Source organism: Achromobacter sp. AONIH1 (assembly GCF_002902905.1).
Classification (GTDB): domain Bacteria; phylum Pseudomonadota; class Gammaproteobacteria; order Burkholderiales; family Burkholderiaceae_B; genus Achromobacter.
The window spans coordinates 1,703,459-1,717,047 of record NZ_CP026124.1 but is presented as its reverse complement, the minus strand read 5'-3'; the positions used below and the strand labels follow the sequence as shown (position 1 = coordinate 1,717,047).

The window sequence follows — 13,589 nt, the reverse complement described above, 5'->3', positions numbered from 1 at the left end:
AGATGTAAAAGCGATGTGTTGGAGCGAGATCAGTGCCGCACCGCGTAGCGCAGGGCCGCCTCGTAGCCGTCCGCGCCCAGGCCGCTGATGAGGCCTACCGCCAGATCGGACAGATACGAGTGATGCCTGAAGGGCTCCCGCTTATACAGGTTGGACAAATGTACTTCAATAAATGGGATCGCGACCCCGGCCAGCGCATCGCGAACCGCGACGCTGGTGTGCGTGTAAGCCGCCGCGTTGATGATGATGAAGTCCGTGCCGTCTTGCCGCGCCGCCTGGATGCGATCGACCAGTGCGCCCTCGTGATTGCTCTGCCACGCCGTGAGCGTGGCGCCCAGTTCCCCTGCAAGCCGTTCCAGGTTTTCATTGATCTGCTGCAGCGTCAGACTGCCGTAGATATGAGGTTCCCGGGTGCCTAGCAGGTTCAGATTCGGGCCATGCAATACCAGTATGTTTTGCGCCATGCGCTTGCCAATGAGTGGATTGCCAATCTTGATTTGTTGGCAAAACAGCCGATAAACCAGCTTTTTACGCCAATTCCCACCATTTGTCCAACAGACTTACGCCTTCAAACCGGCCAAAGTCTGATCCAGGTCCTGGGGCTGAATTTCACCCAGGATCTTCCGGTTAATTCCACCATCTGCATTGAAAACAACCGTAAAAGGCAAGCCGCCGCTAGGATTGCCCAGCTTGCGCAACACATCGATGCCACCGGCGCCCAACACCCACAGCGGATACGAAACCTGCACTTTCTCGACAAATTTCTGCATATTGGCGGCTGAATCAACGCCGATACCCACAAAGCGCACTTTCGGATATTTTTTCTGCAAGGCATCCAGCTCGGGCATCTCCTTGACGCAAGGCGCGCACCAGGTCGCCCAGAAATTCACCAGCATGGGCTGCCCTTTCCAGGCGTCCAGCGAATGCGAGGCGCCGCTCAGGTCGGGCAGGCGCAGCGCCATCAGCGAGGCGACGGGATCGACCTGCGCGTCGGCGGCCTGCGGCGCTTGCGACTTGCCGCGACCCAGCCAGGTGAACACGCCGGCCGCGGTGGCGGCGACGGCCACGCCGGCGGAAAGAATGAGACGTCGATTCATGGCGCGATCATAACCGCTGCCGTGGGTTTGCGCCTTGCGCCGGCACAGTCCGGCCCACCGCCATGCGGCGCAGCCTGGCCCGCCTCTATATATACAATGCAGCACAGGAGAGTTTTTCAATGCATCTGCATATTCTTGGCATCTGCGGTACGTTCATGGGCGGGCTGGCGCTGATCGCGCGCGCCGCCGGACACAAGGTCACCGGCTGCGACGCGGGCGTCTATCCGCCCATGAGCACGCAGCTGGCCGAACAAGGCATCGAGCTGATCGAAGGGTTCGGCCCCGAGCAACTGGCGCTCAAGCCCGACCTGTACGTGATCGGCAACGTGGTCAGCCGCGGCAACCCGCTGATGGAAGCCATCCTGGAATCGGGCGCGCGCTATGTCTCCGGCCCGCAATGGCTGGGCGACAACATCCTGCCCGGCGCCCATGTGCTGGCGGTGGCCGGCACCCACGGCAAGACCACCACCAGCTCCATGCTGACCTGGATCCTGGAAGCGGCGGGCCTGGCGCCCAACTTCCTGATCGGCGGCGTGGCGCCCGACCTGCACGTCTCGGCCCGGTACAGCCCCACGCAGCGACATTTCGTGATCGAGGCGGACGAGTACGACACGGCCTTCTTCGACAAGCGCTCGAAGTTCGTGCACTACCGCCCCCGCACCGCGATCCTGAACAACCTCGAATACGATCACGCCGACATCTTTCCCGATCTGGCCGCCATCGAAACCCAATTCCATCACCTGGTCCGCACCATTCCCGGCTCGGGCCGCATCCTGCGCCCGACGCATTCCGACGCGCTCGACCGCGTACTGGCGCGCGGCTGCTGGTCGGAAACGGTCACGTTCGGCGACGATGGCCGCTGGCAGGCGTCCGAACCCGACGCAGAGGGCGCCTTTATCGTCCGCCGCGACGGTCAGGACATCGGCACGGTGCGCTGGTCGCTCGGCGGCGAACACAACCGCATGAACGCGCTGGCCGCGCTGGCCGCCGCCGACCATGCCGGCGTGCCGGCGGCCCAGGGCATCGAGGCGCTGAGCCGCTTCGGCGGCGTCAAGCGCCGCATGGAATTGCGCGGCACGGTCCAGGGCGTGAAGGTCTATGACGACTTCGCGCACCATCCCACCGCCATCGCCACCACCATCGCCGGCCTGCGCCGTCAGGTGGGGCAGGCCCGCATCCTGGCCGTGCTGGAGCCCCGCTCCAACACCATGAAACTCGGCACCATGGCCGCCCGCCTGCCCGATGCGCTGGCTGGCGCCGACCTGGTGTTCTGCTTCGGCGCCAAGTCCGGCAAGCACGCGCTGGGCTGGGACCCGGCCGAGGTGCTGGCGCCGCTGGGCGCGCGCGCCAGCCATCGCGACGACATCGACGCGCTGGTGGACGCGGTGGTCCAGGCCGCCCGACCCGGCGACCATGTGCTGGTCATGAGCAACGGCGGCTTCGGCGGCATCCACGGCAAGCTGCTGGATGCGCTGGAGCGACGCGCTTGAGGCGCGCAAGGACGACGCGATGAGCAGCTCGATCCTCTACCTGCATGGCTTTCGCTCGTCGCCGACCTCGTTCAAGGCCCGCCTGATGGCCGACGCCATGGCCGAACGCGGCCTGGCCGGCGCCTGGGCCTGCCCTCAACTACCCGCCAGCCCGCGCCAGGCCATTGACCTGGCCATGGATATCGCCCGCCGCCAGCTGGAAGGCGCGCCCGATCCGCGGGCGCTGACGGTCATCGGCTCATCGCTGGGCGGTTTCTACGCCACCTGGCTGGCCGAGCAGCTGGGCTGCCAGGCCGTGCTGCTCAATCCGGCCGTCCAGGCCCCGCGCGACCTGGCCACCCAGGTCGGCGAACACCGCATGTATCATTCGGACGAACCCTTCGTTTTCCTGCCGGAATACGTGGACGAGTTGACGGCGATCCACGCGCCCGCCATCACGCGACCCGAGCGCTACTTCCTGGTGGCGGCCACGGGGGACGAAGTGCTGGACTGGCGCGAGATGCGCGACCGCTACGCGGGCTGCCGCCAGCGCATCGTGCAGGGCAGCGACCACGGCCTGTCCGACTTCGCCCGCTGGATGCCCGAGGTTCTCGAATTCGCGCTTGGCGCGGAGCCCGTTCGCCCCCAATAATCCATCTGTGCCCCGAACTCCATAACGACAGCTGCACCACGGCGGCGCGTGCGCGCCGTCCAGGACGATCCACCACCATGTATGTGTTTTACGAAGACGACGGCAGCTTCAAGGCCGGCAACATCCTGTCCGAAACCGACGCCAGCCTGCAGGTGGAATCGGAATCCGGCAAGCGCAGCAAGATCAAGCGCGCCAACACGCTGTTCACATTCGCCGCGCCGGAACCCGCCGCGCTGATGAGCCAGGCGGCGGCCGCCGCCGAGGCGCTGGACCTGCAGTTCCTGTGGGAATGCGCGCCCCAGGAGGAATTCGATTCCCCCGCCCTGGCCGCCGATTATTTCGGCCATGCCCCCACGCCGGTCGAACAGGCCGCGCTGCTGATGCGACTGCACGGCGCGCCCGCCTATTTCCACCGCCGCGGCAAGGGCCGCTATCGCCCCGCCCCGCCCGACATCCTGGCCGCCGCGCTGGCCGCGCTGGAGAAAAAGCAGCGTCAGGCCGAGCAGCAGCAGGAATGGGTCGATGAAATGGCCGCCGGCCGCCTGCCCGAGGAAATCGCCCAGGCGGCGGAATCGCTGCTGGTGCGCCCCGACAAGAATTCCCAGCAGTGGAAGGCGCTGGACGCGGCCTGCGCCAAGCTGGGCAAGACGCCCGACCGCCTGCTGCTGGACCTGGGCGCCTGGCCGCACGCGCTGGCGCTGCACAAGCGCCGCTTCCTGGCGGTGAACTTCCCGCGCGGGCTGGCCTTCCCCGACCTGCCGTTGCCCGCCATCGAGCGCGAGCTGCCGCTGGCGGACGCCGAGATCTATTCGGTGGACGACATCACCACCACCGAAATCGACGACGCGCTCTCGGTCACCACGCTGCCCGACGGCAAGCTGCGCGTCGGCGTGCACGTGGCTGCGCCGGGCCTCCTGGTCACGCGCGACAGCGAGTTCGACAAGCTGGCGCGCGCGCGCCTGTCCACGGTCTACATGCCGGGCGACAAGATCCCCATGCAGCCGGACAGCATCATCAGCGCCTTCTCGCTGGACGCCGGGCGCGCGGTGCCGGCCCTGTCGCTGTACGTGACGGCCGACCCCGAGACCGGCGAGGTCCTCGAATCGGAAACCCGCCTCGAACGCGTGATGGTGCGCGAGAACCTGCGCCACAACATGCTGGACGCGCAGGTCACCGAAGCCAGCCTGGCCGATCCCGCCGCCGAACTGCCTTATGGACATTGGCTGCGCCCGCTCTGGAAGCTGGCGCAGGCGCTGTCGGCGCAGCGCGAGAACGTGCGCGGCAAGCCCGAAAACAACTCGCGCGTCGAATACAGCTTCTACCTGGACGGCAACCCCGACGACCCGGACACCCCGGTGCGGCTGGTGCCGCGCCAGCGCAACGCGCCGCTGGACCGCATGGTGGCCGAGTACATGATCCTGGCCAACAACCTCTGGGGCGGACTGCTGCACCAGCACGGCGTGCCCGGCATCTACCGTTCCCAGCAGGCCGGCCGCGTGCGCATGAGCACGCAGGCGCTGCCGCATGAGGCCATCGGCGTGCCTCAGTACGCCTGGAGCACGTCACCGCTGCGCCGCTACGTGGACCTGGTCAACCAGTGGCAGCTGATCGCGGCGGTCGAGCACGGCGTGTCGGCGCGCCTGGTCGCGCCCTTCAAGCCGCGCGACGCCGACCTGTTCGCCATCATCGGCGCCTTCGACGCGCAATACGCGACCTGGGCCGAATTCCAGAGCGCGATGGAGCGCTACTGGTGCCTGCGCTGGCTCAAGCAGCACAACATCACCCGCACCGTGGCCCATGTGCTGCGCGACGATCTGGTGCGCTTCGGCAACGCGCCGCTGGTCACCCGCGTGGGCGGCATGCCCGAGCTGGAACGCGGCACCGCCGTGGAGATCGACATCCTCGGCATGGACGAGCTCTCGCTCGAACTGGACTGCCGCTATCTCGGCCAGCTGGCGCCCGCCGCCCAGGCGGAACCTCAAGCCTGACCGCGCCCGCCGTCCCGCTCCGGCGGGACGGCGGCCCGCGACTGCCCGCAGCCGCCGCGCTGCCGGTACACTTCCTCCCAAAAAGGCCCCGCGCGACGCGGACCGCTGCCCGCCCCGGGCTGCGGCCGCCTTGCCACCCGCGGCACAGAACAATCATCAGATGGAGGAACGACATGCGCATTCTGCTGGTCGAGGACAACCTCGACCTGGGCGATGCCGTGGAAAGCAAGCTGCGCCTGGCCGGCCACAGCGTCCAATGGGCGCGCGACGGCCTGACGGCGTTGCGGCGCGGGCTGGACGAAACCTGGGACGCGCTGGTGCTGGACATCAACCTGCCCGGCAAGGACGGTTTCTCGGTCATCCGCGAACTGCGCGCGGCCGGACTGGAAGCGCCCGTGCTGGTCATGACCGCGCGCGCCGAGATCGAGGACAAGATCGACATGCTGGACCTGGGCGCCGATGACTACCTGGTCAAGCCTTTCGACCTGCGCGAACTCGAAGCCCGCCTGCGCGCATTGATGCGCCGCCCCGCCGGCCAGACCAGCAGCGTCACGACCTACGGCAACCTGGGCCTGGATCTGGCCGCCCGGGGCGTCAGCGTGGACGGCGCACCGGTGGAACTGGGCCGGCGCGAATTCCGCCTGCTGGAGATCCTGCTGGGCAAATTCGGCCAGACCGTGGCCAAGGAACGCCTGATGAACCAGCTCTTCGACCTGGACGACGGCTCGCTCAATGCGCTGGAACTGCTGATCTCGCGCCTGCGCAAGAAGCTGGCGGGCGCCTCGGTGGATATCGTCACCGTGCGCGGCGTCGGCTACCTGGCCCGCCTGCACGAGACGCCGGCCGCCCAGAACGACGCCGGCGCCGGCCCGTCGACACCGGGCTAGGCGATGAAGCCGGCCGCAGGCTTCTCGATCCGCCGCCGGGTGTTCGCGCTGGGCGTGGCGCTGCTGGCCTGCGCCCTCATCGGTCTGTTCTTCTTCCTGCGCGGCTACGCCCAGCGCGCCGCCGAGCAGGCCTTCGACCGCCTGCTGGCGGCGTCGGCGCTGACCATCGCAGGCTCGGTCCAGATCGAGGATGAAGGCGTGACCGTGGAGCCGCCCGTTTCCTCGCTGGCCATGCTCTCCGGCAGCGAACGGGTGTTCTACGAGGCACTGGCCTCGAACGGGCGGCTGATCACCGGCTACGGCGACCTGGCGCCCGGCCTGCCGCTGGCGCAATCGGCCACGCCGGTCTACGACTATCTGAACTATCACGATGAACCGGTGCGCGTGGCCACCGTGGGCAGGCTGGTATCCGCCAGCCAGCACGCCGGCTGGGTGACGGTGCGCGTGGCCGAGACGCTGGGCTCGCGCGAAGCCTTGGCCGACGAGATCCTGGGCCGCAGCGTGCTGCCGCTGGTGGCGGTGGCGCTGGTGGCGCTGGGCCTCTTGTGGTTCGGCGTGCAGCGCGCCTTCGCGCCCCTGGCCGTGGTCGAGCGCGAGCTGCGACGGCGAGCGCCGGATGATCTGCAACCCGTCTCCGCGCCGGTGCCACAGGAAGTCAGCCGTCTGGTCGAGGCGCTGAACGCCTTCATGCACCGCCTGTCCGGCCTGATGAACACACTGAACACGCTGGTGGCCGACGCCGCCCACCAGGTCCGCACACCGCTGGCCTCGCTGCGCGCGCAGGCCGAGGTCGCGCTGGAAGAACCCGACCCCGAGCGCCTGCACGCCCGCATCCAGCGCATCCACCAGAACGCCACGCATGCCAGCCAGCTGATCAACCAGCTGCTGATGGACGCCACCATCACGCACCGGCTCGGCAAGGGCGCGCGCGCGCCGGTCGGCGTGGCCGAGGCGGTCAATGAAACGCGCCGCCGCATCGGTCCGCTGGATGCGCGGCGGCTGCGCATCGACATCGCGCCCGAGGTGCGACGCGCCCGCATCGCCGGCGACCGCGTGGCGCTGCGCGAAATGCTGCGCAATCTGGTCGACAACGCGCTGCGCTACGCTCCCGACGGTCCGGTGGACATCCAGGCCACGCCGGTGGCCGGCTACCGGGTGGCGCTGACCGTGTCCGACCGCGGCCCCGGCATCGCCGACGATGAAAAAGAGGCCGTGCAACAGCGCTTCACGCGCGGCCGCGCCGGCGAATCCCTGCCGGGCTCGGGCCTGGGCCTGGCGATCGTGCGTTCCGTGGCCGTCGCCCACGGCGGCTCGCTGTGGCTGCAGGACCGTCCCGGCGGCGGCCTGAGCGCGCGCGTCATCCTGCCGCTGGCGCGCCATCACGCGGGCCGCAAACTCGCGGCCTGGCTTGGCGCCGCCTGCGTCGCCGGCCTGATGCTGGCCGGCGCGCCCGGCGACGCGCGGGCCGCCGGCATCCCTGAGACCGTGACCCGCTATCCCGCGCCGCAGCCGTCGGCGCGCGTGCTCACCATCGCCGGCCCGACCGACACGCCAGTGGTGGCGCCGCTGATCCAGGGCTTCCAGTCGCAGCGGCCGGACGTGAACGTGGTCTACCGGGAAATGGGCAGCCGCGAACTGTACGAAGCCATGATCGCGGGCGAGCTGAAGGACGTGGACGTGCTGATGAGTTCGGCCGCCGACCTGCAGATCCGCCTGGCCAACGACGGCTACGCGCAGCGCTATGCCTCGCCCTACGCCGCCAAGCTGCCGTCCTGGGCGGTCTGGCGCAACGAGGTCTACGGCTTCACCTTCGAGCCCGCCGTCATCGTCTACAACCCCAGACGCTACACCGAGGCCACGGTGCCGCGATCGCGCCAGGACCTGCTGCGCGCGCTGGAGCGCGACAAGGACAAGCTGCACGGCCGCGTCGGCACCTACGACATCTCGGCCAGCAGCGTGGGCTACCTGATGGCCGAGCAGGACGAACTGGTCTCGTCCAACTTCTGGGGCCTGGCCAACGCCTTCGGCCAGGTGGGCGTGCGCCTGGCCGCCACCAGCGCCGAGATCCTGGACGCCATCGAACGCGACGAACTGGACCTGGGCTACAACATGCTGGGCTCCTACGCGCTGTCGCGCCAGGCCGCCGGCAGCGACATCGGCGTGGTCTTCCCGCAGGACTATGTGCTGGTGCTGGCGCGCTCGGTGCTGATCGCGCGGCGCGCGCCCAACCCCGACCTGGCCCGCCAGCTGGTCGACTGGCTGCTGTCGCCGGCCGGCCAGCAGGTCGCCTCCAGCCACGCCGCGCTCGGCTCCATCATGGAAGACACGCCGGGTCGCTGGACTTCCGAAGCCGTGCTGGCGCGCTCGCGCGGCATCGTGCAGCCCGTGGTGCTCAGCCCCGCCCTGCTGGTGGGCCTGGACCAGCGCCGCCATTCGCGCTTCGTGCAGAACTGGATCCGGTTGGTGACGGATACGCCGCCGCGCAAATAGGACTCATCAAGCACGGACCGCACTTGCGAGAATATATAAGATTTTATATATTTTCAATGTGACCGATCCCAAGCCCATCGTGTTCTGCGGCAGCGCCCTTGAAGACCTACGCGCCTTTCCCCTGCCAGCAAAGCGCCAGGCGGGTTATCAGCTCGACCGGGTAGGTACAACATGGCTTGAACCCTGACGACTGGAAGCCGTTCACCATCATCGGCCCGGACGTGCAGGAAATCCGGATACGTGACGCTTCCGGCGCGTTCCGCATCATTTACCTCGCGCGCCTGCCAGCCGCCGTATACGTGCTGCATTGCTTCCAAAAGAAAACCCAGAAGACCGGCCAGGCTGACCAGGATCTCGCGGCGCGCCGCTATCGCGATCTACTGAAGGAACCAGGATCATGAGCAACCAACGATTCGACAGCGTCTGGGATGCGCTCGAAGACACCGCTGAAGTCGCCGAGAACATGAAACTGCGCTCGGTCCTGATGATGGCGCTGAAGCGTCACATCGAGCGCAACGCACTGAGCCAGGCGCAGGCTGCGCAGATTTTCGGCGTCACGCAGCCTCGCGTCTCCGACCTGATGCGCGGCAAGATCAACCTGTTCGGGCTGGATGCCCTGGTGAACATGATTGCCGCCGCCGGCATGCACATCGAAATGCGGGTACTGGAAGCGGCCTAGGAGCCCGCGGGCGGCCACGCCGCAAGGCACGGCGCCGCAGACAGGCGCACAACAGCCGCATTCTCAGGGTTTCCCCCGATCCACCCCATCGTCCCATGACAGGACGCCGACAGACGCCGCCTCCTAAGATGCCCGCAAGCCGGACCGAGAGTCCGCTCGTACAACATCCCTCTGGAGACGACACCCATGCTTGCCCAGTCCAAACTGGCGGCGCCGCGCGCCGCCCTGCTCGCCGCCACCTTCGTCCTCGCCGCCGGCAGCGCCTACGCGCAACAGGTGCCGGCCGGGTATCCCGCCGACTACCAGAAGATCCTGGACGGCGCGAAGAAGGAAGGCAAGGTCATCATCTATTCGACCACCGACACCAAGGCCGCCGGCCCCATCATCAAGGGCTTCGAGGCGTTGTACCCGGACGTGAAGGTCGAATACAACGACATGAACAGCACCGAGCTGTACAACCGCTACATCAGCGAGCAGGCCGCCGGCGGCAGCAGCGGCGACATCGTCTGGAGCTCGTCGATGGACTCGGCGCTGAAGCTGGCCACCGACTACGCGATGCAGTACAAGTCGCCCGAGATCGGCAAGCTGCCGGCCTGGGCCGTGTGGAAGGATTCGGCCTACGGCACGACCTTCGAGCCGGCCGTGTTCATCTACAACAAGCGCCTGATCCCGGCCGCTGAAGTGCCCACCACGCACGGCGCACTGGCCAAGCTGATCGCCAGCCAGCCGGACAAGTTCAAGAACAAGGTCACCACCTACGACATCGAGAAGTCGGCCGTGGGCTTCATGCTGGCCGTGCAGGACAAGGCCAATGATCCCAAGTACTTCGACACGCTCAAGGACATCGCCAAGGGCGGCCTGATCGTGCAGTCGTCCACCGGCACCATGATGGAACGCGTGTCCTCGGGCGAGAACCTGATCGGCTACAACATCCTGGGTTCGTACGCCGAGACCCGCGCCAAGAACGATCCGTCGCTGGGCATCGCCTACCCGACCGACTACGCGCTGGTGCTGTCGCGCGTGGCCTTCATCAGCAAGAAGGCCAAGAACCGCAACGCCGCCAAGCTGTGGATGGACTACATGCTGTCGCAGAAGGGCCAGGACATCATCGCCAACCAGGCCGACCTGGCCTCGGTGCGCGACGACATCCCCGGCGACAACGACGTCGACGGCATGACCAAGAAGCTGGGCGCCTCGCTCAAGCCGATCCCGGTCAACGAAACGCTGCTGGACTACCTGGAGCAGAACAAGCGCCTGGAATTCATCAAGCAGTGGCGCGCCGCGGCCGGCAAGTAAGCCTGCCGCCGCCGGGACGCGAGCGCCGTCCCGGCAGCGCCTGACACGCGTCGGGCGGCGACCCGCCGCCCCTGCCCCGCCGCCACGCCCGCCCCGCCGGCGGCGCGGCCCGCGTACCCCGAACACAGGATTTCCCCATGCAGTCATTGCGCAGAAAATGGCAGTCCCTGCCGCGCGGCGTGGTGGTGCTGATCACGGCCCTGGCCATCTACGTGCCGCTGTCGTTCATCATCATCCAGAGCTTTCTGTCCGCGCCCTTCTTCTCGCCGTCCAAGGTCTTCAGCCTGGACGCGTTCCGCTTCATCTTCGCGGATTCCGATTTCTACAAGGCGCTCAAGAGCGGCTTCATCCTGGCCTTCGGCCTGGCCGCCATCGCCATTCCGCTGGGAGGCATGCTGGCCTTCCTGATGATCCGCACCGACCTGCCGGGCCGACGCTGGATCGAGCCGCTGATCCTGGTGCCGATCTTCGTGTCGCCCATGGTGCTGGGCTTCGGCTACGTGGTGGCCGCCGGCCCGGTCGGCTTCTTCTCGACCTGGGCGCAGAGCCTGCTGGGCTTCGTGCCCTGGAACGTCTATTCGCTCACCAGCATCGTCATCATCGCCGGCCTGACCCACGTACCGCACGCCTACCTGTACATCTCGTCGGCGCTGCGCAGCATGGGCTCGGACGTCGAGGAAGCCGCCCGCGTGTCCGGCGCCTCGCCGCTGCGCGTGATGGTCTCGGTCAGCCTGCCGATGGTGCGGCCGGCCATGCTGTACGCCACGGTGCTGCTGTTCTTCCTGGGCCTGGAGGTGTTCGGCCTGGTGCTGGTGCTGGGCGACCCCGAAGGCAACCTGGTGCTGGCGACCTACCTGTACAAGCTGACCAACAAGCTCGGGATCCCGTCCTACCACCTGATGGCGGCCGTGGCCGTGGTGCTGATCTGCATGACCATTCCGCTGGTCATGCTGCAGCGCCGCCTGATGCGCACCGCCAACCGTTTCGTCACCGTCAAGGGCAAGGCCTCGCGCGCGCGCCCGCTGCCGCTGGGCAAGTGGCGCTGGGTGGCCGGCGCGGTCGTCGCGTTCTGGCTGCTGGTCACCATCGTGGTGCCGCTGCTGGGCGTGCTGCTGCGCGCCTTCGTATCGAACTGGGGCATGGGCGTGTCGCTGCTGGACGTGCTGTCGCTGGATGCATTCCGCACGGTGTTCTCGCAGCCCAACCTGATGCGCGCCATCGTCAACTCGGTCGCCATCGGCGTGTTCGGCGGCGCGCTGGCCGTGTTCTGCTACACCTTCGTGGGCCTGGCCATGCACCGCAAGCCGGACAACGTCACGCGCTTCATGGACTACAGCGTGCTGGTGCCGCGCGCGGTGCCCGGCCTGCTGGCCGGCCTGGCCTTCCTGTGGGTGTTCCTGTTCGTGCCGATGTGGCTGGACAACGCGCTGGACGCCGACCTCGGCGGCTGGCTGTCGGGGCTGCCCTTCGCCGAATGGCTGCGCGAGAACTTCATCGAGTGGCTGCGTTCCATGCGCAGCACCATCTTCAGCGTGTGGCTGGCCTACACCGTGGTCTGGATGGCCTATGGCCTGCGGCTGATCTCGTCGACGCTGCTGCAAGTGGGCCCCGAGCTGGAAGAGGCCGCCCGCAGCGCCGGCGCGCGTCGCGGCCAGGTCACACGCCACGTGACCGTGCCGCTGGCCAAGTACGGCCTGATCGGCTCCTGGCTGCTGATGTTCCTGATCTTCGAGCGCGAATACTCCACCGGCGTCTACCTGTTGTCGCCCGGCACCGAGACCATCGGCTCCATGCTGGTGTCCTTGTGGGCCTCCGGCGCCATCGACATCGTGGCCGCGCTTTCCTTCATCAATATCGTTCTGGTCGTCATCGGCCTGGGCATCGCCCTGCGATTCGGAGTCAAACTTCATGATTGAGCTTTCTGTTGAAGACCTGCACCTGGACTACGGCGACAACCCGGTGCTCAAGGGCGTGTCGATGCAATTGCGCCAGGGCGAAGTGGTGTCCCTGCTGGGCCCGTCCGGCAGCGGCAAGACCACGCTGCTGCGCGCCGTCGCCGGCCTGGAAGGCCCCAAGCGCGGCCGCATCACCATCGGCGATCGCGTGGTCTACGACGGCGCCGCGCGCCGCGAGATCCCGGCCGAGGAGCGCAACCTGGGCCTGGTGTTCCAGTCCTATGCGCTGTGGCCGCACAAGACCGTGTTCGACAACGTCGCCTACCCGCTCAAGCTGCGCAAGACGCCGCAAGCCGAGGTGCGCGAACGCGTGCAGGCCGTGCTGGACCAGCTCGGCCTGGGCAAGCTCGGCCAGCGCCATCCCCACCAGCTGTCCGGCGGCCAGCAGCAGCGCGTGGCCATCGGCCGCGCGCTGGTGTACAGCCCGCCCGTGATCCTGCTGGACGAACCGCTGTCCAACCTGGACGCCAAGCTGCGCGAAGAGGCCCGCGCCTTCCTGCGCGAGCTGATCGTGCGCCTGGGCCTGTCGGCGCTGATGGTCACGCACGACCAGAGCGAGGCCATGGCCATCTCCGACCGCATCCTGCTGTTGAACAACGGCAAGATCGAGCAGCAGGGCACGCCCCAGGAAATGTACGGCTCGCCCAACACGTTGTTCACCGCCGAGTTCATGGGCAGCAACAACCGCCTGAGCGGCAAGGTCGCCGAACTGCGCGACGGCCAGGCCCGCATCGAGGGCGCCGGCTGGGCGCTGTGGGGCAAGGCCGCGCCCGGACTGACCGCCGGCCAGGACGCCACCGCCGTGATCCGGGTGGAACAGGTGCGCCTGGCGGACGATCCCGACGGCAATCACCTGGAACTGCCGCTGGTGACCAGCATGTACCTGGGCGACCGCTGGGAGTACGTGTTCCGCGGCGCACAGGCCGATCCGGCCGCCCTGGCGCTGCGCGCCTACGGCGCCGAGGGCCGCGAGCCCGGCGCCTGCCGCCTGGCCCTGCCGGCCCGGCACGTGTGGGTGTTCCCCAATCAGTAATCGGCCCGCCCAGGCAGACGCCGCCGCCCGTGGCGGCGTCCGT

11 protein-coding genes and 1 pseudogene are annotated in these 13,589 nt (G+C 67.9%); 10 read left to right on the top strand and 2 right to left on the bottom strand.

All coding sequences use genetic code 11. The annotated features are described in order from the left end of the window. Positions 1 to 29: 29 nt before the first annotated feature. Both aroQ and C2U31_RS07900 read right to left on the bottom strand, forming a co-directional pair. Entirely contained in the window at positions 30 to 464 is a 435-nt protein-coding gene (gene aroQ, locus C2U31_RS07905) for a type II 3-dehydroquinate dehydratase (RefSeq protein WP_103272344.1), read from the bottom strand. A 96-nt stretch (positions 465 to 560) separates the two neighbouring features. After that, on the bottom strand, positions 561 to 1,097 hold the full coding sequence (locus C2U31_RS07900; RefSeq protein ID WP_103272343.1) for a TlpA disulfide reductase family protein: 537 nt from the start codon (positions 1,095 to 1,097) through the stop codon (positions 561 to 563). 119 nt (positions 1,098 to 1,216) lie between these two features. Here C2U31_RS07900 and mpl point away from each other — a divergent pair, with 119 nt between their 5' ends. From mpl to C2U31_RS07850, 10 genes and pseudogenes are all read left to right on the top strand, one after another. Continuing rightward, positions 1,217 to 2,587 carry a UDP-N-acetylmuramate:L-alanyl-gamma-D-glutamyl-meso-diaminopimelate ligase gene (mpl, locus tag C2U31_RS07895; protein WP_103272342.1) on the top strand — a complete coding sequence of 457 codons (1,371 nt, stop codon included), beginning with the start codon at positions 1,217 to 1,219 and terminating at the stop codon, positions 2,585 to 2,587. Between the two features lie 19 nt (positions 2,588 to 2,606). Further along, on the top strand, positions 2,607 to 3,218 hold the full coding sequence (locus C2U31_RS07890; protein WP_103276306.1) for a YqiA/YcfP family alpha/beta fold hydrolase: 612 nt from the start codon (positions 2,607 to 2,609) through the stop codon (positions 3,216 to 3,218). A gap of 77 nt (positions 3,219 to 3,295) precedes the next feature. Further along, positions 3,296 to 5,206 carry a ribonuclease catalytic domain-containing protein gene (locus tag C2U31_RS07885; RefSeq protein WP_103272341.1) on the top strand — a complete coding sequence of 637 codons (1,911 nt, stop codon included), beginning with the start codon at positions 3,296 to 3,298 and terminating at the stop codon, positions 5,204 to 5,206. Positions 5,207 to 5,379: 173 nt separating this feature from the next. Then, positions 5,380 to 6,093: a response regulator transcription factor gene (locus tag C2U31_RS07880; RefSeq protein ID WP_103272340.1), complete on the top strand. Its 714-nt coding sequence runs from the start codon at positions 5,380 to 5,382 to the stop codon at positions 6,091 to 6,093. 3 nt (positions 6,094 to 6,096) lie between these two features. Next, on the top strand, positions 6,097 to 8,583 hold the full coding sequence (locus C2U31_RS07875; RefSeq protein ID WP_103272339.1) for an extracellular solute-binding protein: 2,487 nt from the start codon (positions 6,097 to 6,099) through the stop codon (positions 8,581 to 8,583). A 58-nt stretch (positions 8,584 to 8,641) separates the two neighbouring features. Then, a pseudogene (locus C2U31_RS07870) lies at positions 8,642 to 8,984 on the top strand (type II toxin-antitoxin system RelE/ParE family toxin). Then, positions 8,981 to 9,262: a helix-turn-helix domain-containing protein gene (locus C2U31_RS07865; RefSeq protein ID WP_103272338.1), complete on the top strand. Its 282-nt coding sequence runs from the start codon at positions 8,981 to 8,983 to the stop codon at positions 9,260 to 9,262. The pseudogene C2U31_RS07870 and the gene C2U31_RS07865 overlap by 4 nt, the downstream one beginning before the upstream one ends. 186 nt (positions 9,263 to 9,448) lie before the next feature. Next, a complete protein-coding gene (locus tag C2U31_RS07860; protein WP_103272337.1) occupies positions 9,449 to 10,558 on the top strand; it encodes an ABC transporter substrate-binding protein in 1,110 nt (369 codons plus the stop codon). Between the two features lie 137 nt (positions 10,559 to 10,695). Continuing rightward, complete coding sequence (locus tag C2U31_RS07855; protein ID WP_103272336.1) at positions 10,696 to 12,474, top strand: iron ABC transporter permease; 1,779 nt, start codon at positions 10,696 to 10,698, stop codon at positions 12,472 to 12,474. Then, positions 12,467 to 13,546, top strand: a complete 1,080-nt coding sequence (locus tag C2U31_RS07850) for an ABC transporter ATP-binding protein (RefSeq protein ID WP_103272335.1) — start codon at positions 12,467 to 12,469, stop codon at positions 13,544 to 13,546. The genes C2U31_RS07855 and C2U31_RS07850 overlap by 8 nt, the downstream gene beginning before the upstream one ends. Positions 13,547 to 13,589: the final 43 nt, after the last annotated feature.